At 63.1% G+C, this 17,341-nt stretch carries 21 protein-coding genes and 1 pseudogene; 12 read left to right on the plus strand and 10 right to left on the minus strand.

The window, feature by feature from the left end; genetic code table 11:
• Positions 1 to 23: 23 nt before the first annotated feature.
• On the plus strand, positions 24 to 1,082 hold the full coding sequence (locus tag NKJ18_RS16645; RefSeq protein WP_023834213.1) for a polysaccharide deacetylase family protein: 1,059 nt from the start codon (positions 24 to 26) through the stop codon (positions 1,080 to 1,082).
• A gap of 15 nt (positions 1,083 to 1,097) precedes the next feature.
• Here NKJ18_RS16645 and NKJ18_RS16650 read toward each other — a convergent pair whose 3' ends face one another.
• On the minus strand, positions 1,098 to 1,313 hold the full coding sequence (locus tag NKJ18_RS16650; RefSeq protein ID WP_023669401.1) for a DUF2842 domain-containing protein: 216 nt from the start codon (positions 1,311 to 1,313) through the stop codon (positions 1,098 to 1,100).
• Positions 1,314 to 1,463: 150 nt separating this feature from the next.
• On the opposite strand from NKJ18_RS16650, the gene NKJ18_RS16655 reads away from it, so the two are divergent.
• Positions 1,464 to 2,588 carry a COX15/CtaA family protein gene (locus tag NKJ18_RS16655; protein WP_023669402.1) on the plus strand — a complete coding sequence of 375 codons (1,125 nt, stop codon included), beginning with the start codon at positions 1,464 to 1,466 and terminating at the stop codon, positions 2,586 to 2,588.
• Between the two features lie 53 nt (positions 2,589 to 2,641).
• On the opposite strand, the gene NKJ18_RS16660 is transcribed toward NKJ18_RS16655, so the two are convergent.
• The 3 genes from NKJ18_RS16660 to speB form a co-directional block, all read right to left on the minus strand.
• Positions 2,642 to 3,481, minus strand: coding sequence for an aminoglycoside phosphotransferase family protein (locus tag NKJ18_RS16660; protein ID WP_023669403.1), 840 nt, complete (start codon positions 3,479 to 3,481; stop codon positions 2,642 to 2,644).
• Between the two features lie 61 nt (positions 3,482 to 3,542).
• Positions 3,543 to 4,469, minus strand: coding sequence for an N-acetyl-gamma-glutamyl-phosphate reductase (argC, locus tag NKJ18_RS16665; RefSeq protein ID WP_023700521.1), 927 nt, complete (start codon positions 4,467 to 4,469; stop codon positions 3,543 to 3,545).
• A 29-nt stretch (positions 4,470 to 4,498) separates the two neighbouring features.
• Positions 4,499 to 5,500 (minus strand): agmatinase, encoded by a 1,002-nt coding sequence (speB, locus tag NKJ18_RS16670; protein ID WP_023669405.1) that lies wholly within the window; start codon positions 5,498 to 5,500, stop codon positions 4,499 to 4,501.
• A 98-nt stretch (positions 5,501 to 5,598) separates the two neighbouring features.
• On the opposite strand from speB, the pseudogene NKJ18_RS16675 reads away from it, so the two are divergent.
• Positions 5,599 to 5,818 (plus strand): annotated as a pseudogene (locus tag NKJ18_RS16675) (glycerophosphodiester phosphodiesterase family protein); the annotation flags it as partial.
• A gap of 200 nt (positions 5,819 to 6,018) precedes the next feature.
• On the opposite strand, the gene NKJ18_RS16680 reads toward NKJ18_RS16675, so the two are convergent.
• Positions 6,019 to 6,891, minus strand: coding sequence for an aldo/keto reductase family oxidoreductase (locus NKJ18_RS16680; RefSeq protein ID WP_352758882.1), 873 nt, complete (start codon positions 6,889 to 6,891; stop codon positions 6,019 to 6,021).
• A 91-nt stretch (positions 6,892 to 6,982) separates the two neighbouring features.
• Here NKJ18_RS16680 and NKJ18_RS16685 point away from each other — a divergent pair, with 91 nt between their 5' ends.
• A complete protein-coding gene (locus NKJ18_RS16685; RefSeq protein WP_023693291.1) occupies positions 6,983 to 7,882 on the plus strand; it encodes a LysR family transcriptional regulator in 900 nt (299 codons plus the stop codon).
• Between the two features lie 267 nt (positions 7,883 to 8,149).
• Here the strand turns inward: NKJ18_RS16685 and rpsI are convergent, their stop codons facing one another.
• The 3 genes from rpsI to NKJ18_RS16700 all read right to left on the minus strand — a co-directional run bounded on the left by rpsI (position 8,150) and on the right by NKJ18_RS16700 (position 9,779).
• Complete coding sequence (gene rpsI / locus NKJ18_RS16690) at positions 8,150 to 8,632, minus strand: 30S ribosomal protein S9 (RefSeq protein WP_023669408.1); 483 nt, start codon at positions 8,630 to 8,632, stop codon at positions 8,150 to 8,152.
• 1 nt (position 8,633) lies between these two features.
• Entirely contained in the window at positions 8,634 to 9,098 is a 465-nt protein-coding gene (gene rplM, locus NKJ18_RS16695) for a 50S ribosomal protein L13 (RefSeq protein ID WP_023669409.1), read from the minus strand.
• A gap of 216 nt (positions 9,099 to 9,314) precedes the next feature.
• Positions 9,315 to 9,779: a PaaI family thioesterase gene (locus NKJ18_RS16700; RefSeq protein WP_023693292.1), complete on the minus strand. Its 465-nt coding sequence runs from the start codon at positions 9,777 to 9,779 to the stop codon at positions 9,315 to 9,317.
• 146 nt (positions 9,780 to 9,925) lie between these two features.
• Between NKJ18_RS16700 and NKJ18_RS16705 the strand changes: the two genes are divergently transcribed.
• The 8 genes from NKJ18_RS16705 (at position 9,926) to NKJ18_RS16740 (ending at position 15,130) form a co-directional block, all read left to right on the plus strand.
• Positions 9,926 to 10,747: an enoyl-CoA hydratase gene (locus NKJ18_RS16705; RefSeq protein WP_023689473.1), complete on the plus strand. Its 822-nt coding sequence runs from the start codon at positions 9,926 to 9,928 to the stop codon at positions 10,745 to 10,747.
• Positions 10,748 to 10,758: 11 nt separating this feature from the next.
• The gene (locus tag NKJ18_RS16710) at positions 10,759 to 11,181 is read left to right on the plus strand and encodes a VOC family protein (protein WP_023689472.1); all 423 of its coding nucleotides are present in this window, start codon (positions 10,759 to 10,761) and stop codon (positions 11,179 to 11,181) included.
• An 8-nt stretch (positions 11,182 to 11,189) separates the two neighbouring features.
• Positions 11,190 to 11,972 carry an AAA family ATPase gene (locus NKJ18_RS16715; protein ID WP_352758885.1) on the plus strand — a complete coding sequence of 261 codons (783 nt, stop codon included), beginning with the start codon at positions 11,190 to 11,192 and terminating at the stop codon, positions 11,970 to 11,972.
• The gene (locus tag NKJ18_RS16720; RefSeq protein WP_023669414.1) at positions 11,969 to 12,490 is read left to right on the plus strand and encodes a CoA-binding protein; all 522 of its coding nucleotides are present in this window, start codon (positions 11,969 to 11,971) and stop codon (positions 12,488 to 12,490) included. Before NKJ18_RS16715 ends, NKJ18_RS16720 begins: the two co-directional genes overlap by 4 nt.
• A gap of 167 nt (positions 12,491 to 12,657) precedes the next feature.
• Complete coding sequence (locus NKJ18_RS16725) at positions 12,658 to 13,938, plus strand: O-acetylhomoserine aminocarboxypropyltransferase (RefSeq protein ID WP_352758888.1); 1,281 nt, start codon at positions 12,658 to 12,660, stop codon at positions 13,936 to 13,938.
• A gap of 175 nt (positions 13,939 to 14,113) precedes the next feature.
• On the plus strand, positions 14,114 to 14,440 hold the full coding sequence (locus NKJ18_RS16730) for a cupin domain-containing protein (RefSeq protein WP_502906165.1): 327 nt from the start codon (positions 14,114 to 14,116) through the stop codon (positions 14,438 to 14,440).
• Positions 14,441 to 14,540: 100 nt separating this feature from the next.
• Positions 14,541 to 14,831 carry a ribbon-helix-helix domain-containing protein gene (locus NKJ18_RS16735; protein WP_352758893.1) on the plus strand — a complete coding sequence of 97 codons (291 nt, stop codon included), beginning with the start codon at positions 14,541 to 14,543 and terminating at the stop codon, positions 14,829 to 14,831.
• The gene (locus NKJ18_RS16740; RefSeq protein ID WP_352758896.1) at positions 14,828 to 15,130 is read left to right on the plus strand and encodes a type II toxin-antitoxin system RelE/ParE family toxin; all 303 of its coding nucleotides are present in this window, start codon (positions 14,828 to 14,830) and stop codon (positions 15,128 to 15,130) included. Before NKJ18_RS16735 ends, NKJ18_RS16740 begins: the two co-directional genes overlap by 4 nt.
• Before the next feature lie 44 nt (positions 15,131 to 15,174).
• Here NKJ18_RS16740 and NKJ18_RS16745 read toward each other — a convergent pair whose 3' ends face one another.
• Entirely contained in the window at positions 15,175 to 16,422 is a 1,248-nt protein-coding gene (locus tag NKJ18_RS16745; protein ID WP_352758898.1) for a cytochrome P450, read from the minus strand.
• Between the two features lie 107 nt (positions 16,423 to 16,529).
• Positions 16,530 to 17,120 (minus strand): hypothetical protein, encoded by a 591-nt coding sequence (locus tag NKJ18_RS16750; protein WP_352758901.1) that lies wholly within the window; start codon positions 17,118 to 17,120, stop codon positions 16,530 to 16,532.
• Positions 17,121 to 17,341 lie beyond the last annotated feature (221 nt).

Here is a 17,341-nt window from a genome sequence, read left to right on the forward strand (position 1 = left end):
GCCTAGGCGCAAAAGGTGAATGAATGATCGACGGTGGTGAGGCAGTTCGGAAACTGGCGCTTAATATCGCCCGCTTTACCGGCCTTGCACCGCTGGCCAAGCCGTTCGTCGGCGGCATTGGCGCAATCCTCATGTTGCATCGGGTCACCGCCACGCCGGAGAAGCCGGACGGCGTCAACCGCCACCTCAACATCGCCCCGCGATTCCTCGACGCTCTCGTCGCCGACATGAAGGCGAGGGGCTATGCCTTCGTCACCCTCGACGAGGCGATCGAGCGCATCAAGGCCGGCGGCAAGGACGGCCAGTTCGCCACCATCACCGCCGACGACGCCTATCGCGACAACATGACCGAAGCGCTGCCAGTGCTGGAAAAGCACGACGCGCCGATCACCATCTATGTCGCGCCGGGTCTGATCGACGGCAGCGCCGATTTATGGTGGGACGTGGTCGAGGATATCGTCAACGCGCGGGAGCGTTTGACGCTGGCGACGCCGAAGGGGCCGGTGACCATCGACTGCTCGACCCACGGCAAGAAACTCCACGCCAATGCGCGTCTGCATGCCTATCTGACGCTCGAGGTGCGCGAGGAGGATCAGCGCGCTGTGCTGCGCGATCTGGCGCGCTCGAACGGCATCGACCTCGATGGCTTGCGCCCAAGCACGCTGATGACTTGGGACGATATCCGCGCCGTGGCCGGGCACAGGCTGGTGACGATCGGCGCGCATACGGTCAACCACCGCAATCTGAAGCGGCTCGACGAAGGCGATGCGCGCCATGAGATCGTCGACGTCAGGCGCCAACTGCAGGCGCAGCTCGGCGAAGACCCCCGTCATCTCGCTTACCCCTATGGTTACGCCAGCGCTGTCGGCTGCCGCGAAGTGGGCTTTGCCCGCGACGCCGGCTTCGCCTCGGCGGTGACCACTCGCCACGGCGTGCTGCACGCCGAGCACGCCGGCTTCCTGCACGCGCTGCCGCGCATTTCGATCAACGGCCGCTACCAGAGCGTCGCCCATATCCGCACCATGTTGTCGGGCTTAACGACGCCGCTGGCCAATGCCGGCAAAATGGTGGTCACCATCTAACCTGGGGCGGGCTCTTCAGCCTTTCGGCGGCGGCTCCAGGATCAGCCATTTGATGATGCCCATCGCAGGCAGCACCCAGAACAGGCCGCTGAACAGGAAGAACAGGAAGTGCACCAGCGGGCTGGATTGCGACAGCTGCGCGACCGCTATGATCGACGCGACCAGCGCATAGATGATGACCAGCGCCACCAGCAGGAAAGTTCCGATCAGCTTTTTCAGGCGGATGGGCATGAGCGTTCTCGTTGATCGCCTCCGCTTAGGCCCAACCGCGCGCCTGTGCAACCCGGGAGATGCGGCGCGACGGCGTGCCGCGCCGTCCGGTCTTGTCAGCCGGGTTGCGATGGTTCACCAATCCGCCACGTCAACCTGCCGGGACCAACCATGGCCGCCATATCAGCCGCCGCGCCTTACATTGACCGCGATCGCGACTTGAAAAATCGGGCGCTGGTGCGCGGCTGGCTGTATGTCGTGCTTCTGGTGCTGTTTGCGCTGGTGCTGGTCGGCGGCGCCACCAGGCTCACCAATTCCGGCCTGTCGATCACCGAGTGGAAGCCGATCCACGGTGTGATACCGCCGCTCAATGACGCGGAGTGGCAGGAGGAATTCCAGCTTTATCAAAAGATTCCGCAATATGCCGAGCTCAACAAGGGCATGAGCCTGGACGCCTTCAAATCGATCTTCTGGTGGGAATGGGCGCACCGCATCCTGGCGCGCAGTGTCGGCCTGGTCTTCGGCCTGCCGTTGCTGGTCTTGTGGGCGACGCGCCGCATCGAGCGCGGCCTTGGGCCAAAGCTGGTCGGTATTCTGCTGCTTGGTGGCCTGCAAGGCGCCATCGGCTGGTGGATGGTGGCCTCCGGCCTGGTCGACCGCGTCTCCGTCAGCCAGTACCGGCTGGCGACGCATTTGACGCTTGCCGCCCTGATCTTCACTGCCACCATGGTGGTCGCGCGCGGGCTGGCGCCGCATTCGGAGCCTGCCGCCGGCCGGTCGACGCAAAGACTGGCCGGTTTCATCGTGCTGCTGGCGCTGGTCCAGATCTATCTCGGCGGGCTGGTCGCAGGGCTCGACGCCGGCCTGAGCTACAACACCTGGCCGCTGATGGACGGCAAGATCATCCCCGGCGAGCTGCTGCTGCTCGAACCGGCCTGGCGCAATTTCTTCGAGAACCCGAAGACGGTGCAGTTCGTCCACCGGCTCGGCGCCTATACGGTCTTTGCCATCGCGCTCTGGCATATGATAGCGACGCGCCGGCGGCTGCCGGGCACGACACACGCACGCCGCGCAACGCTGCTGTTTCTGCTGGTGCTGGTGCAGGCCTCGATCGGCATCGGCACGCTGCTGATGCAGGTGCCGCTGCACATGGCGCTGACCCATCAGGCCTTCGCGCTGGTCCTGCTGGGATTTGCCGCCGCCCACTGGCGCGGCAACAAGGGCGCCTATCCACTGCCAACGCGGCCGCCCATGAACGCAGGTACATCGTCTACGGTGTCTTGGCCGTCGCAATAATCTATTTCGCGAACGAACTGCCTCGCTACGTCTAAAGCGCGAGGCTGCGCCGGTCAGAAGCTGAGCCGCACCTTTCGGATCACTCCCGCAACCGACAGCTCGCGGTTCTCGTCGACCGCATTCTCGTCCTCATGATGCCATGCGGCCGACAGGCAGCCATAGGCGATGGCATGGTCGAGAATGGCAGCCGGCGTCTGGCCGAGTGTCCTGGCGAAGATCTCAGCCATATGCGCGATGCGCTCGGGATCGAGGCAGAGGTCGTCGCGCCCCAGTGGGTTGTAGAACAGATTGGCGGCGTCGAAGCCGGGATCGCCGAGCACGCCCTTCGGGTCGATCGCCAGCCAGCCGCGCGCACCGTGCAAAATGTTGTCGTGATGCAGGTCGCCATGCAGCGGCTTGACCGCATGCGGGGCATCGAGCAGCCGGTCCGCGATTTCGGCGGCCTCGATATAGAGGCTGTGCTCTCCGGCGTCGCGATCGGCTCCGGCCTTTTTGAACAGGCTGGCAAACCGTGTCCGCAGCGGCTGCAGGTCCGGCGGGGCAGGGTGTCTTGAGGGCGAGAACAGTCTCCCCATCAACTCGGCCGCGATTGCGGTCGCGGCGTTGTCGCCTTCTTTGGCCAGAACGTCGGAAAGCAGGGTGTCGCCGGCATATTCGAGCAGCATGCGGTGGCCGTCCCGGCCAAGCAGCCGCACCGCGCCTTCGCCGCGCCGCCATGCGAGATAGTGCTCGCCGCGCAACTCGTCCTCGACATCGTCGAATGGTTTGAGCGCCTTGACGATGGCCGGCGAGCCGTCCTCACGCCGCACCTTCCAGATGCGGCTCGAAAACGTCTCCGCAATGAGCTCGGGCGCGCTGATCTTCCAGCGCTTTGGAAATGCAGGCGCGTCCATTCAGAGCGTGATGCCGAAAAGTGTTAAGCGGTTTTCGGGCAACATGCTCTCTCCAACTGAATTAAAGGCCGAGCATCAGATCCATGTTCTGAACGGCAGCACCCGAGGCGCCCTTTCCGAGATTGTCATAGACCGCAATCAGCAGCGCCTGCGCCCTGTCGTCATTGGCAAAGACATAGACCTTCATGCGGTTGGTGCCGTTATAGACCTCGGGATTGATCTCGGGCAGGCGCTCCACGTGCTCGTAAGGAGCTACCTCGACCACGCCGCCCTTGATGGCGGCAAAATGGTCGGCGATTGCCGCGTGCAGTTCGGCGCCGACCGGCACATGGTCGAGCCCGCCGAGCTGCAGCGGCACCACTGTGATCATGCCTTGGGCGAAATTGCCGACCGCCGGCTGCATGATCGGATCGTGCGACAGCTTCGCATAGGTGCGCAGCTCCGGCACATGCTTGTGCTGCAGGGTCAGCCCATAGACCTGGAATTCAGAGGCATCCTCGCCCTTGGCGACATAGTCCTCGATCATCGGCCGGCCGCCGCCCGAATAGCCCGAAATGCCATTGACGGTGATCGGGAAATCCGCCGGCAGCAGGCCGGCGGCGACCAGCGGCCGCAGTGTCGCGATCGGTCCTTGCGGCCAGCAGCCGGGATTGGCGACGCGTTTTGCATTGGCGATGATCTTGGCCTGGCCCTTTTCCATCTCGGCAAAGCCATATTCCCAGCCCTCGGCTACGCGATGCGCCGTGGAGGCGTCGATCACCTTGGTGGTGTCGTTGGCAATCAGCGATACGCTTTCCTTGGCAGCCGCATCCGGCAGGCACAGGATGGCGACATCGGCTGCATTGAGGAACTCGGCGCGCGCCGCCGTTTCCTTGCGGCGCTCGGCCGGGATCGAGATGATCTCGAGGTCGCCGCGCTCGGCCAGCAGCGCCCGGATCTGCAGGCCGGTGGTGCCGTGTTCGCCATCGATGAAGATTTTCGGTTTCATGTGCCCGTCAATTCCCTGCTAATTCAGGCCTATATGCCCTGGCCATGGTTTGCCGCGCCATGGTTGCCGCTGTTCAGCTCTTCCGCCCGCGCTTTTCGCTCGGCCACCAGGCCGAGATAGTGCATGGCCACCATCGAGCCGGCGATCGCCGTTATATCGGCGTGATCATAGGCCGGCGCAACCTCGACGACGTCGGCGCCGACAATATCGACTTGGCCGAGCTGGCGCAGCGTCGACAGGATTTTCGCCGAGGACGGTCCGCCGGCAACCGGCGTGCCGGTGCCGGGCGCAAAGGCCGGGTCGAGGCAGTCGATGTCGAAGGTGAGATAGGTCTTCCTGCCGCCGGTGCGGTCGACGATCGCATAGGCGATGTCGGAAGCCCGCATCTCCTCGATCTCGTGACCGTAAAGGATCTTGATGCCGAACGTATCGGGGGCATGCGTGCGGATGCCGATCTGGATCGAACGATCAGGATCGATGATGCCCTCATTGACGGCGCGCCCGACGAACGAACCGTGGTCGATGCGCTTGCCATCGTCAGGCCAGGTGTCCTGATGCGCGTCGAACTGCACCAGCGCCAGCGGCCCATGGATGGCGGCATGCGCCTTGAGCAGCGGCCAGGTGACGAAATGGTCGCCGCCGAGCGACAACAGGAAGGCACCCGATTTCAGGATCTTCGCCGCCTCGCGCTCGATCGTGCCTGGTGTCTTCTGGTGATTGCCCGAATCGAGCAGGCAATCGCCATAGTCGATGACGGCGAGATGCTCGAACAGGTCGCGCGAGAACGGATATTGCGGGTCGTTGTCGAGGATCGCCGAGGCGCGGCGGATCGCCTGCGGCCCGAAGCGCGCGCCCGGCCGGTTGGTGACGGCGGCATCGAACGGAATGCCCCACACGACGGCGTCCGCGCCCTTTGCATCCTTGGTGTATTTGCGCCGCATGAACGAGAGCGCGCCGGCATAGGTCGGCTCGAAGGAAGGCCCCGTCTTGGAGCGGGCGGTGAACGCGTTGTCGATGGTCTGGTTCGCCATTACGGGTCCTTCTTTGTTCATCGGGCTGCCACAACTACAGAACCGGCACGCAAGATGCCAGTCACAGCTTGGCGAAGGACTTGTATCGCCAAGGTGCAAGGCCCGGCGGCTTCCTCTCCGGCGGCTGCGGCGATGAACTGGCGGTGCAGGCCGGCATGCCGGCCGAGACCACGGTTTCTGGGCCGAACGCGGCGCCACCATCATCCAGACCGACGAACCGAAGGCTGCCATTGGCTGGCTGGGGGCCAACGGGTTTAGGGTGCCTTATGTGGATGAGGCGAAGCCGGCCGAGCCGCGAATACGGCGAGTATCAATTAGTAATCGTACGTCGGCGCCATCACCCCACCCGGCGCTGCGCGCCGACCTCCCCATCGAGGGGAGGTAGGGCGTTGGCGCTTTAGATTCCGACAGTCGTAGCGATTGCGAGGCATGCAAGGCTGCCGCGACCTCCTACCTCCCCTCGATGGGGAGGTCGCGCCGAAGGCGCGGGTGGGGTGACAGCGCCGCCCGCAAAATCTTCACGCCGCTTTCGCCACCCCATCCAATTCCCTTAGCACATCGGCCGACAGCTCCAGTTCCGCCGCCGCCAGGTTCTCTCTCAAATGCCCGATCGACGACGTCCCCGGGATCAGCAGGATGTTCGGCGAGCGGCGCAGCAGCCAGGCGAGCGCAACCTGCAAGGGTGTGGCGCCGAGCCGCGCGGCCACATCCGACAAGGTCGACGACTGCAGCGGGCTGAAACCGCCGAGCGGGAAGAACGGCGTGTAGGCGATACCGGCGCGCGCCAGTTCATCGATCAACCCGTCGTCGTCGCGATGCGCCAGATTGTACTGGTTCTGCACGCAGACGATCTCGGCGATCCCACGGCCTTCCTCGACCTGCGCTGGGGTGACGTTGCTCAGGCCGATATGGCGCACCAGACCCTTGCGCTGCAGTTCGGCAAGCGCGGTCAACTGCGGCTCGATCGAGCCCTCGGCGGGACCCATCACCCCGAACATGATGCGCAGATTGACGACATCCAGCACCTCAAGACCGAGATTCCTGAGATTATCGTGCACGGCCTGCTCAAGTTCCTTGGCGGAATAGGCAGGCAGCCATGAGCCGTCGCTGCCGCGCCGCGCCCCGATCTTTGTGACGATGACGAGGTCTTGCGGATAGGGCGCCAGCGCTTCGCGGATCAGCTGGTTGGTGACATGCGGGCCATAATAGTCGCTGGTGTCGATGTGGTTGACCCCGGAGGCCACCGCTTCGCGCAGCACTGCAATGGCCGCGTCATGATTCATCGGCGGACCGAAAACGTGCGGGCCGGCAAGTTGCATGGCGCCGTAGCCGAGCCGTTTCACGGTGTGGCTGCCGAGGGTGAATGTGCCGGATTTTTGGATGGTGGACATGGTCGGTCTCCTTTGAGGAGGCGAAGATAGACGCTGCTCAACCTCGGGATAATAAGGTACAATCCGTACAGCTTGTGCGGAATGGCGAACAATGATGGACCTTGGCGATCTGAACGCTTTCGTGACGGTGGCGCGTGCCGGCGGCTTTCGCGAAGGGGCTCGCGCCGGCGGCGGCAGCGCGTCGGGCCTGAGCGAAGCGGTGCGCCGCCTGGAGACGCAGCTCGGCGTCAGGCTGTTCAACCGCACGACACGCAGCGTCGTTCCGACCGACGCAGGTCTCAGCCTGCTCGGACGGCTTGGCCCGGCGCTGTCGGAGGTGGAGGCGGCCCTCGACGTGGTCAATGGCTTTCGCGACAGGCCGGCTGGTTCGCTGCGCCTCAACGTCCCGGTCAGCGCCGCGCGGCTGATATTGCCCGACATCGTTCCGGGCTTCCTCGCCGCCTATCCCGGCATTCGGCTGGAGGTCATCGCCGATGAGAACTTCGTCGACGTGCTGGCGGCGGGCTGCGACGCCGGCATCCGCTATGACGAGCGACTGGAGCAGGACATGATCGCGGTGCCGATCGGACCGCGCGTCCAGCGCTTCGCCACTGGCGCCAGCCCCGCCTATCTCGAGCGCCATGGGCGGCCGCAGCACCCGAGCGACCTGCTTGGCCATGCTTGTCTGCGCGGTCGTTTTGCCAGCGGTGCGATGCTGCCGTGGGAATTCGAGCGCGACGGCGAGGTGGTGCGTGTCGACACGACGGGGCCGTTGATCGTGCGGATCGGCGGGGCGAGCGATCTTGCCGTCCATGCGGCCATTGCCGGCAGCGGCATCGTCGCTCTCTTCGAGGGCTGGCTTCGCCCTCACTTCGAAAGCGGCGCCCTGGAGCCCGTGCTCGAACCGTGGTGGCAGAGTTTTCCCGGACCATTTCTGTACTATCCCGGACGGCGTCTGGTTCCAGCGCCGCTACGGGCGTTTATCGATTACATCAAGGCCGGCAAGTTCTGAGACTTGAACCGAGGCCGGCGCCATCACCCCACCCGGCGCTTCGCGCCGACCTCCCCATCGAGGGGAGGTAGGGTGCCGCGTTTTTATGGTCGAACTGGTTTGCTAGCCGCTGGACCATCGTGGATTGTCCGGGCGGCAAAACTGCCGCGACCTCCTACCTCCCCTCGATGGGGAGGTCGGCGCGCAGGGCCGGGGGGGGTGACTGGCGCGAGCCAAAAGAAAAAGCCGCCCGGAGGCGGCCTTTCGATGTCTGGAACGTCGCAGCGCTTAGCGCTTCGAGAACTGGAAGGAACGACGGGCCTTCGCCTTGCCGTACTTCTTGCGCTCGACGACGCGGCTGTCGCGGGTCAGGAAGCCGCCCTTCTTGAGCACGGCGCGCAGTGCCGGCTCATAGTAGGTCAGCGCCTTGGAGATGCCGTGACGAACGGCACCGGCCTGGCCGGACAGGCCGCCGCCGATGACGGTGGCGACGATGTCGTACTGGCCGGCGCGGTTGGAAGCGATGATCGGCTGGTTGAGGATCATCTGCAGGACCGGACGCGCGAAATAGGTCGCGAATTCCTTGTCGTTGACGACGATCTTGCCCGAACCCGGCTTCACCCAGACGCGGGCGATGGCGTTCTTGCGCTTGCCGGTGGCATAGGCGCGGCCCGACTTGTCGAGCTTCTGGACATGGACGGGTGCTGCCGGCTGGGTGTTGGTGTTGCCGGTGGCGGCGCCCAATTCTGCGAGCGAGGAAAGCTCAGCCATCTTATGCAACCTTCTTGTTCTTGGCGTTCAGCGCGCCGACGTCGAGGGTGACGGGCTGCTGGGCGACATGCGGATGTTCCGTGCCTGCATAGACGCGGAGGTTCTTCATCTGACGACGGCCGAGCGGCCCGCGCGGGATCATGCGTTCGACGGCCTTCTCGACGACACGCTCGGGGAAACGGCCCTCGAGCAGCTGGCGCGCGGTGCGCTCCTTGATGCCGCCGGGGTGACCGGTGTGCCAGTAATAGACCTTGTCGGTGAACTTCTTGCCGGTGAACACCACCTTGTCGGCATTGATGACGATGACGTTATCGCCGTCGTCGACATGCGGGGTGAAGGTGGGCTTGTGCTTGCCGCGAAGATGATTGGCGATGACAGTGGCGAGACGGCCGACGACGAGACCCTCGGCGTCGATCAGCACCCACTTCTTCACCACATCCGCAGGCTTCTGCGAAAAGGTTGCCATGGATTTTCTGCTTTCGATTTTGACCTTCCGAAGAAGGCGTTTCTTGTTGCTTGGATTGGCGACAAGGCACTTGCCCGCCGCCAATAACAAAACGGCGGCCTTTGCGGGCCGCTGCTTCGTGACGGCTTATAGGCGAGGGGGTGGTGCACGTCAAGGCGCGGGAAAAGCACGTCTGCTCGTAAAGTGTAATAAAAACAAAGGTTTGATCAAAAGGTATTATTTTACCACATCGGCGGCGCGCTTCGGCGGGATCGAATAGGTGCCGGTCGCATGCGCTACCGTGTGTCCCTTCGGTCCGGCGACGATGTCGATATCGAACACCATCAGGCTCTTGCCCAGCTTCAGGATGCGGCAATGGCCGTCGATCGGCCCGGCTTCGGCCTTGCGGACAAAATTGATGTTGAGGTTGACGGTAACCGAAAGCGCATCCGGCCCGGCATGGCTGAGCACGCAGACATAGCCGCCAATGTCGGCCAGCGTGAACAGCGAGGGCCCGGACACCGTGCCGCCGGGACGCAAATGCCGTTCGCTGGCGTTGAGCCGCACCGTGCAGCCGCCGGGAAACACATCGAGCGCCTCATACGACGTGAACTCGTCGTTGAGCTGGGGGTAGACGCTGGCCATCAGCGCATTGACTTCAGCCGCCGTCAGCACCGGCTTGAGATTGTCCTGGGCGGGCATGTCGGTCTCTCGTTCTATGCCGGGCCTGTATGAACGCAATGATGCGCTTCTGGCAACACCTCTGGCGCAAGCGATGGGTGTTGATGAAACTCGATCCGATATTAGATAGTCTGGCGGCGCCCGGCGGAATCGCGGAGACCCTTGTCATGGCCGAAATCCTTTCGATCAAACCTGTTGCCATAGACGGGCCGGTCATCGCCGGGCTGGACAAGGGCGTGCTGCGCCTGACGCTCGCCAATCCGCCCGCCAATGCCTTGTCGCTTTCCGTCATGGCGGCATTGAGCGCCGAGCTCGACCGTGCCAAGGCCAACAAATCGGTCCGCGTCATCGTCTTGGCGGCCGCCGGGAAAGTCTTCTGCGCCGGTCACGATCTCAAGGAAATGACCGCGCGCCGCGCCGACGCCGACAAGGGCAAGGGGTTTTTCGAGCAGACATTTTCGGCTTGCGCGGCGTTGATGCAGCAGATCGTGCGCCATCCGCTCCCGATCATCGCCGAAGTCGATGGCCTAGCCACCGCTGCGGGGCTGCAACTGGTTTGCAGTTGCGACCTCGCCATTGCCTCGCATGAAGCGACCTTCTGCACGCCGGGCGTCAATATCGGCCTGTTTTGTTCGACGCCGATGGTGGCGCTGTCACGCAACGTGTCTCACAAGCACGCCATGGAAATGCTGCTCACCGGCGAGACCATCGATGCCGCAACCGCCAAGGAATTCGGCCTGGTCAACCGCGTCGTGCCGCGCGAATACCTGAATCAGATCGTCACCAAATACGCGCAAACCATTGCCTCCAAATCATCTCTGGTGGTCAAGACCGGCAAGGAAGCCTTTTACGCGCAGGCCGAGATGGGGTTGGCGGACGCGTATGCCTATACCGGCCGCGTCATGGTCGAGAACATGCTGGCCCGCGACGCCGAGGAAGGCATCGGCGCCTTCATCGGCAAGCGCAAACCGGAATGGACGGACGAATAGGTTTTCGATCCATGGAACCGCGCATCTCCATCATCACCATCGCCACCGACGATCTCGAGCGCGCCGTGCGCTTTTACGAAGGCATGGGCTTGAAGCGCCACGCCGGCATCACCGATGGCGTCGCCTTCTTCCAGATGGGCGGCGCCATTCTCGGCCTGTTCCCGAGGCCAAGCGCCGAGGAGGATTCAGGCATTGCCTTCGCCGCAGCACCGTCGGCGGTCTACCTCGCCTACAACACCCGCTCCGATGCCGAAGTCGACGACGTGCTGGCGGCCGCCGAGAAGGCCGGCGGCAGGATCGTCAAGCCGGCAGGCCGCGCCTTCTGGGGCGGCTGGTATGGATATTTCGCCGATGCCGACGGCCATGTCTGGGAAGTCGCACACAATCCGGCCTTCCCGATCGCGGATGACGGCACCATCTCGCTGCCGGACTGAGCGTCCGCATGGGCTATCGCAAGCAACTGACGCGGCTTAAGGCGCCTTATCTCAAACGCATCCTGATTGACCCCGAGCGCGTGGAAGATTGGGAAAAATATCCATGGAACCTGCCGCTGTTTCGCGGCCGTGAATTCGAGCTCGAATTCACCACGCCGATCACCATCATTGTCGGTGAAAACGGCACCGGCAAATCGACACTGCTGGAAGCCATCGGCGCGCTGGCCGGTTACGACGAGGCCGGCGGCGGCAAGGGCTATCGTCCGGTCGATCATTCCATCGCCATCGACAAGAGCGGTGCGGCACTGGCGAATACATTCCGCGGCCACTGGCTGCCAAAAGTCACCGCCGGCTGGTTCTTTCGTGCCGAATCTTTTTACTCGGTCGCGCGCTATCTCGACCAGGCGGCACTCGAAGACCCGTTCGGACCGCCGCCACCGGACTTTCTATCGTGGTCGCATGGCGAAGGGTTCATCCGCTTCTTCGAGGAGCGCTGCCGCCGGCAAGGCATCTACATCCTCGACGAGCCCGAAAGCGCGCTGTCGCCATCGCGGCAGATCGAGCTGCTAAAGATGCTGCGGCGGATGGACCGGTCCGGCACGGCGCAAGTGATCATGGCGACGCACTCGCCGCTGCTGACGGGTTGTCCGGGCGCGCGGCTGTTCCGTATCAGCCGCTTCGGCCTCGACCCCACAGATTTCACCGATACCGATCATTTTCGCATGATGCGCGACTTCTGCACGGACCCGCAGTCCTTTATGGAGGAAGCACTGAGGGAGACCGACGAGTGAATCACGATAGCTACGACAATGCCTATATCGGCGGCATCCTCAATTCTGTGAAGACCATCGCCATGGTCGGCGCGTCGGCCAACGATGTCAGGCCAAGCTTTTTCGTGCTGAAATACCTGCTGGCCAAGGGCTTTTCGGTGTTTCCGATCAATCCGGGGCAGGCCGGCAAGGAAATCCTCGGCCGCATGACCTATGCCAGCCTTGCCGATCTGCCTGAACCGGTCGACATGGTCGACATCTTTCGCGCCTCCGCAGCGGTGCCCGGCATTGTCGATGAGGTGCTGAAGCTCGACCCCTTGCCGAAAGTCGTCTGGATGCAGCTTGGCGTGCGCGACGACGAGGCGGCCGCGCGTGCCGAGGCGGCCGGTATCAAGGTGGTGATGAACCGCTGCCCGAAGATCGAATATGGCAAGCTGTCGGGCGAGATTGGCTGGACCGGCGTCAACTCCGGTGTGCTGTCGTCGAAGAAGCCGCTGATGCGGTCGGGATTCCAGAGTTTCGGTGTGCGCCAGAAGTAAGGCAGTGAATGGTGAATGGTGAATAGAAGGATTTTCCTGGAAGCCGGGTAAAGCCGCATATGAGCGGCTTGCAATCAAGGTGGGACTGGCCGACTTTGCGACCACCATTTATCGCTCACCATTCATCATTTCACCATTCACACGTTTACCGCTCAGGGAGGTTTTCGATGACCCGCACGCCCGGTTTCAACACGCTCGCCGTCCATGCCGGCGCCAAGCCCGACCCGGCAACGGGCGCACGCGCCACGCCGATCTACCAGACGACCTCCTTTGTGTTCGACGATGCCGACCATGCCGCCTCGCTGTTCGGGCTGAAGGCCTTCGGCAACATCTACACCCGCATCATGAACCCGACCCAGGCGGTGCTGGAAGAGCGGATCGCGGCGCTCGAAGGCGGCACGGCGGCACTTGCCGTCGCTTCCGGCCATGCCGCACAGGTGATCGTGTTCCACAATCTCATGCGGCCTGGCGATAATTTCGTCGCTGCCACAAGGCTTTACGGTGGTTCGATCAATCAGTTCGGCCATGCCTTCAAGAATTTCGGCTGGGAGGTGCGTTGGGCCGACACCAACGACATCTCCACTTTCGAAAGCCAGATCGACGACAAGACCAAGGCGATCTTCATCGAGAGCCTGGCCAATCCCGGCGGCACCTTCGTCGACATAGAGAAAATCGGCGACATCGCCCGCAAGCACGGCTTGCCGCTCATCGTCGACAACACGCTGGCCTCGCCCTATCTGGTGCGGCCGATCGAGCATGGCGCCGACATCGTCGTCCATTCGCTGACCAAGTTCATCGGCGGCCACGGCAATTCGATCGGCGGCGCCATCGTCGATGGCGGCACGTTCGACTGGTCGAAGTCCGGCAAATATCCGATGCTGTCGGAGCCGCGCCCCGAATATGGCGGCCTTGTGCTGCACGAAACCTTCGGCAATTTCGCTTTCGCCATCGCCGCGCGCGTGCTCGGCCTGCGTGACATCGGCCCGGCGATTTCGCCGTTCAATGCCTTCCTGATCCTGACCGGGCTGGAGACCCTGCCGCTCAGGATGCAGCGCCATTGCGACAATGCGATCACCGTAGCCGGCTGGCTGTCCAACCACCCCAAGGTCGCCTGGGTCAACTATCCCGGCCTGCCCAGCGACAAGAACAACGCGCTGCAGAAGAAATACTCGCCGCAAGGCGCCGGTGCTGTCTTCACCTTCGGCCTGAAGGGCGGCTACGAGGCCGGCATCAAGTTCGTCGAGGCGCTCGAACTGTTCTCGCACCTCGCCAATGTCGGCGACACCAAGTCGCTGGTCATCCATCCGGCATCGACCACGCATCGCCAGCTTTCCGACGAGCAGAAGGTCAAGGCGGGTGCGGGACCGGACACGGTCCGGCTTTCCGTCGGTATCGAGGATGTCAACGACATCGTCGCCGATCTGGAACAGGCTTTGGACAAAGTTTGATTTTTTTAGTGAGTAGTGAGTAGTAGTCGGTATTCACTAGTTAGCAGTGATTAGTGATTAGCCACCCGCTCGAGGGAGCGCTTTCCGCTCACTACTCACTACTCACTACTCACTACTCACTACTCACTACTCACTAACCTGTTGGAGACAAACCCTGTCCGCGCATTACCTGGCCATATTGACCGACAGCGTCGACGCCGAGATTGGCGCCCCGGCGCCGGATCGTCTGATTGCGGGCGATCCGAAGTTCCGCACCTGGAATGTCGAGGAGCGCGACGGCGGGCTCTATGCCGGCATCTGGGAAGCGACGCCGGGCAAATGGCGCATCGAATATGACGAATGGGAGTTCTGCCACATCCTGTCCGGCGTCTCGGTGGTTGCCGAGGATGGCGGCGAGGCGCGCACGGTCCGGGCCGGCGACAGTTTCGTGCTCAGGCCAGGCTTCAAGGGCAGCTGGGAAGTGCTTGAAACCACCCGCAAGGAGTATGTGATCAAGCTCTGATTTCGCGGTGCAAGGGTTCTGGCCCAGCGATCCGATCTCGACATAGTGTATGACTAAGTCATACACTATGCTATAGAGTGAGGATCGGAAGGATGCGACCATGCGAACGACCCAACCGCTGACCATCACCCTGCCGCAGGACCTCGCGCAGATGGTGAAGGATAAGGTTTCCTCAGGCAAATACGCCAGCGAAAGCGAAGTTATCCGCGATGGCTTGCGCACCCTGGTAGCGCGCGATTCGGCCATGCAGCGTTGGCTACTGGAGGAAGTGGTGCCGACCCTTGAGGATGCTCGCGCGCATCCCGAGCGCCTTTTGACGGCCGAAGAGGTACGCAAGAACCTTTCGGACTACGCTCGAAAAGTCACTGCCAGGCCGCGCACCGGTGCATGAAATACCGGGTGAGGTTTCACGCCGCGGCACAGCAAGACATTGCCGAGTTGCTGGCCGAATTAGCGCCAAGGGCGGGCGTCGATGCGGCGCTGAACTTTGTCGGACGGATTGTTGATTATTGCCTGAGCTTCGAGACATTTCCCGAGCGGGGAACACGTCATGACGAGATTGCTCCTGGCTTGCGCACCGTTGGCTGGCGTCGTCGCGCTGCCATTGCATTTGAAGTCACCGGTGACACGGTGATCATACTGCGGATTCTCTACGCAGGGCGTACGCTTGAGCTTCCCGGCGAGGATTGAGCCAAGGGGCTGGTTGCCGCCTGCATAGAACCCCCATCCTCGCGTCAGAACCCGACGGCGAGCTTTTCCAGCCCATGAAAATGATAGGTGTCGCGGAAGCGCGGCTGCTCCGCAAGATGGAGTTGCGGCTGCCGCTCGAACAGGGTTTTCAGCGACACCTGCAATTCCAGCCGCGCCAGCGGCGCACCGATGCAGAAATGGATACCGGCGCCGAACGAGACATTCTTCTGGTCTAGTCGGCCGGGCCGGAAGGCGCCGGGTTCGGCAAAGGCAAGCGGATCATGATTGGCCATGCCGAGCAGCAGGCCGATCGTCTCGCCCGGCTGTACGACAACCCCGGATGTCACCTCGACCTCCTGGTAGGCGTAGCGGGTGAACATGTGCAGCGGCGCGTCGAAGCGCAGGCACTCCTCGACCGTCGCAGCGGTTGCTTCCGGCGAGGCGAAGAAACGGCCGGGGTCGCCGCCTTGCGCCAGCAGCGTGCGCACGGCGTTGCCGGTTTGATGGACGGTCGCCTCGTGGCCGGCATTGAGCAACAGGATGGCAGACGAGACCAACTCGTCCTCAGAAAGCTTCTGGCCATCCTCTTGCGCCGCGATCAGCAGCGACAGCAGGTCGTCGCCAGGCTTCTTGCGCCGCTCGGTGACATAGCCGCGCAAAAAGTCGGAAAAATCGCGCGCGGCGCGATTGGCCGCTTCCTCGGTCTCGCGCGTGCGGCCATGCATGTACATGGCCACCATCCGGTGCGACCAGTCGAGCAGTTGCGGCCCCATTTCCACCGGCACGCCAAGCATTTCGGCAATGATGGTGATGGGCAAGGGCGCGGCGAAGCTGGGCAATAGATCGATCTGGCGCGGTTCGAAACGGTCGATCAGTTCATTGGCCAGCGCTTCGACGCGCGGTCTCAGCCGCTCTACCTGGCGCGAGACGAAGGCGCGGTTGACCAGGGTTCTGAGCCTGGTGTGCACCGGCGGCTCCAGCTCCAGCATCGAATTGCTCTCGATGCCGTCGAAAGCGGCCAAATGCGAGCGATCCTCGCCGATGCCGCGGCTGTCGGGAATGCCGGCCGGGTTCTGGCGGCCGAAGCGGCGGTCGCGCAACAGCCGGTTGACGTCGTCGAAGCCGCCAAAGCACCAGAAGCCGAATTCCTCCCAGAAGAAGGCATTCGATGCGCCATGCAGGACGGCATAGGCGTCGTAGGGGTTCTGGAAAAACGCCGGTTCGTGCGGATCGAGCCGCAGGCGGCGCGTGGCTGGATCAAAGGCGAGGTAGGGCGGCATGGATGTGGTCATGCCAGACCATTACCGCGGCTTGCCGGCTTGGTGCCAGACCGGATGTTGGCACCCGACGGCCCTATGGATTGAGCCAACCGAGGCGGACCTCGGCGAAGTACCGAAGTCTAATCCTCGCAATGCCTGGCAATATGCACGCGGCGCCAGCTGGTCGAGCCTTCCTGCACCACCACCCGGCGCGCCATCCTCTGGTATGACGGCGCTATCTGGGTGACGTGCCGCCGCTCGGGCCGCACCAGCACTTCATGGGCGACGCTCCCATATTCGGCCGGCAGCACAACCCGGCGGGTGCGCTCCGGTTCAACCACCACCGTTTCGGCCACACGCGCGTAGCGGGCCTTGCGCCACACCTTGCACAGCACCTTGCGGCCGTGGATGACGCGCCATTCCCAGGCATAGCCGCCATCGTCGACTTGGACCGTGCGGTAAACGGTGCGGGTTCTCGCCGGTACGATGTCATAGGTGACTCGGGGCGGCGCGATCTGCTCGACGCGCTCCATGGTGCCATAGATCGGCGGATCATAGTCGACCAACTGCCCGCCGGGACTGACCATGACGTCTTCATAGACGGTGTCATAGAGCGCCGGCCTGTGCACCGGCTCATAGCATTCGGCGGCCCGGCCGCCGGCAACCGCATCGGACACCATGCCGAGACCGGCAAGGCCGGAGATGGCGAGGCAAGCAGTTTTCCTGATCATGGCACTCCCCCTGTTTGAACCCGAAACGTGAGGTTCAATGTTGAATTGTAGGGGAAGGTTCTCCGGGGGAAAGCGGTTTCGCCGCATTCGTTAAGCGACGCGGTTAAGGAATTGCTACACCGCAAAAACGCCGCTGGCCGCGTTCGGACTTTCCCTTGCGCGGAAACCTTGATTCGACTTAACCAGATGGCTAGGAGGAGGCGGCCTTGCGCTAGGGTGAG

Origin of the sequence: Mesorhizobium sp. M0217, from assembly GCF_040321955.1 — a bacterium.
In the GTDB taxonomy this organism is placed as follows: Bacteria; Pseudomonadota; Alphaproteobacteria; order Rhizobiales; family Rhizobiaceae; genus Mesorhizobium.

Excerpts from the sequence above, each read along its gene's own strand:
- NKJ18_RS16650 (WP_023669401.1), bottom strand. The coding sequence starts at position 1,313 with ATGCCCATCCGCCTGAAAAAGCTGATCGGAACTTTCCTGCTGGTGGCG.
- NKJ18_RS16740 (WP_352758896.1), top strand. The coding sequence starts at position 14,828 with ATGAAATACCGGGTGAGGTTTCACGCCGCGGCACAGCAAGACATTGCC.
- NKJ18_RS16705 (WP_023689473.1), top strand. The coding sequence starts at position 9,926 with ATGGCCGAAATCCTTTCGATCAAACCTGTTGCCATAGACGGGCCGGTC.
- speB (WP_023669405.1), bottom strand. The coding sequence starts at position 5,500 with ATGGCGAACCAGACCATCGACAACGCGTTCACCGCCCGCTCCAAGACG.
- rpsI (WP_023669408.1), bottom strand. The coding sequence starts at position 8,632 with ATGGCTGAGCTTTCCTCGCTCGCAGAATTGGGCGCCGCCACCGGCAAC.
- NKJ18_RS16750 (WP_352758901.1), bottom strand. The coding sequence starts at position 17,120 with ATGATCAGGAAAACTGCTTGCCTCGCCATCTCCGGCCTTGCCGGTCTC.
- NKJ18_RS16645 (WP_023834213.1), top strand. The coding sequence starts at position 24 with ATGATCGACGGTGGTGAGGCAGTTCGGAAACTGGCGCTTAATATCGCC.
- NKJ18_RS16710 (WP_023689472.1), top strand. The coding sequence starts at position 10,759 with ATGGAACCGCGCATCTCCATCATCACCATCGCCACCGACGATCTCGAG.
- NKJ18_RS16745 (WP_352758898.1), bottom strand. The coding sequence starts at position 16,422 with ATGACCACATCCATGCCGCCCTACCTCGCCTTTGATCCAGCCACGCGC.
- rplM (WP_023669409.1), bottom strand. The coding sequence starts at position 9,098 with ATGGCAACCTTTTCGCAGAAGCCTGCGGATGTGGTGAAGAAGTGGGTG.
- NKJ18_RS16725 (WP_352758888.1), top strand. The coding sequence starts at position 12,658 with ATGACCCGCACGCCCGGTTTCAACACGCTCGCCGTCCATGCCGGCGCC.
- NKJ18_RS16715 (WP_352758885.1), top strand. The coding sequence starts at position 11,190 with ATGGGCTATCGCAAGCAACTGACGCGGCTTAAGGCGCCTTATCTCAAA.
- NKJ18_RS16735 (WP_352758893.1), top strand. The coding sequence starts at position 14,541 with ATGCGAACGACCCAACCGCTGACCATCACCCTGCCGCAGGACCTCGCG.
- NKJ18_RS16660 (WP_023669403.1), bottom strand. The coding sequence starts at position 3,481 with ATGGACGCGCCTGCATTTCCAAAGCGCTGGAAGATCAGCGCGCCCGAG.
- NKJ18_RS16655 (WP_023669402.1), top strand. The coding sequence starts at position 1,464 with ATGGCCGCCATATCAGCCGCCGCGCCTTACATTGACCGCGATCGCGAC.
- argC (WP_023700521.1), bottom strand. The coding sequence starts at position 4,469 with ATGAAACCGAAAATCTTCATCGATGGCGAACACGGCACCACCGGCCTG.
- NKJ18_RS16685 (WP_023693291.1), top strand. The coding sequence starts at position 6,983 with ATGATGGACCTTGGCGATCTGAACGCTTTCGTGACGGTGGCGCGTGCC.
- NKJ18_RS16700 (WP_023693292.1), bottom strand. The coding sequence starts at position 9,779 with ATGCCCGCCCAGGACAATCTCAAGCCGGTGCTGACGGCGGCTGAAGTC.
- NKJ18_RS16680 (WP_352758882.1), bottom strand. The coding sequence starts at position 6,891 with ATGTCCACCATCCAAAAATCCGGCACATTCACCCTCGGCAGCCACACC.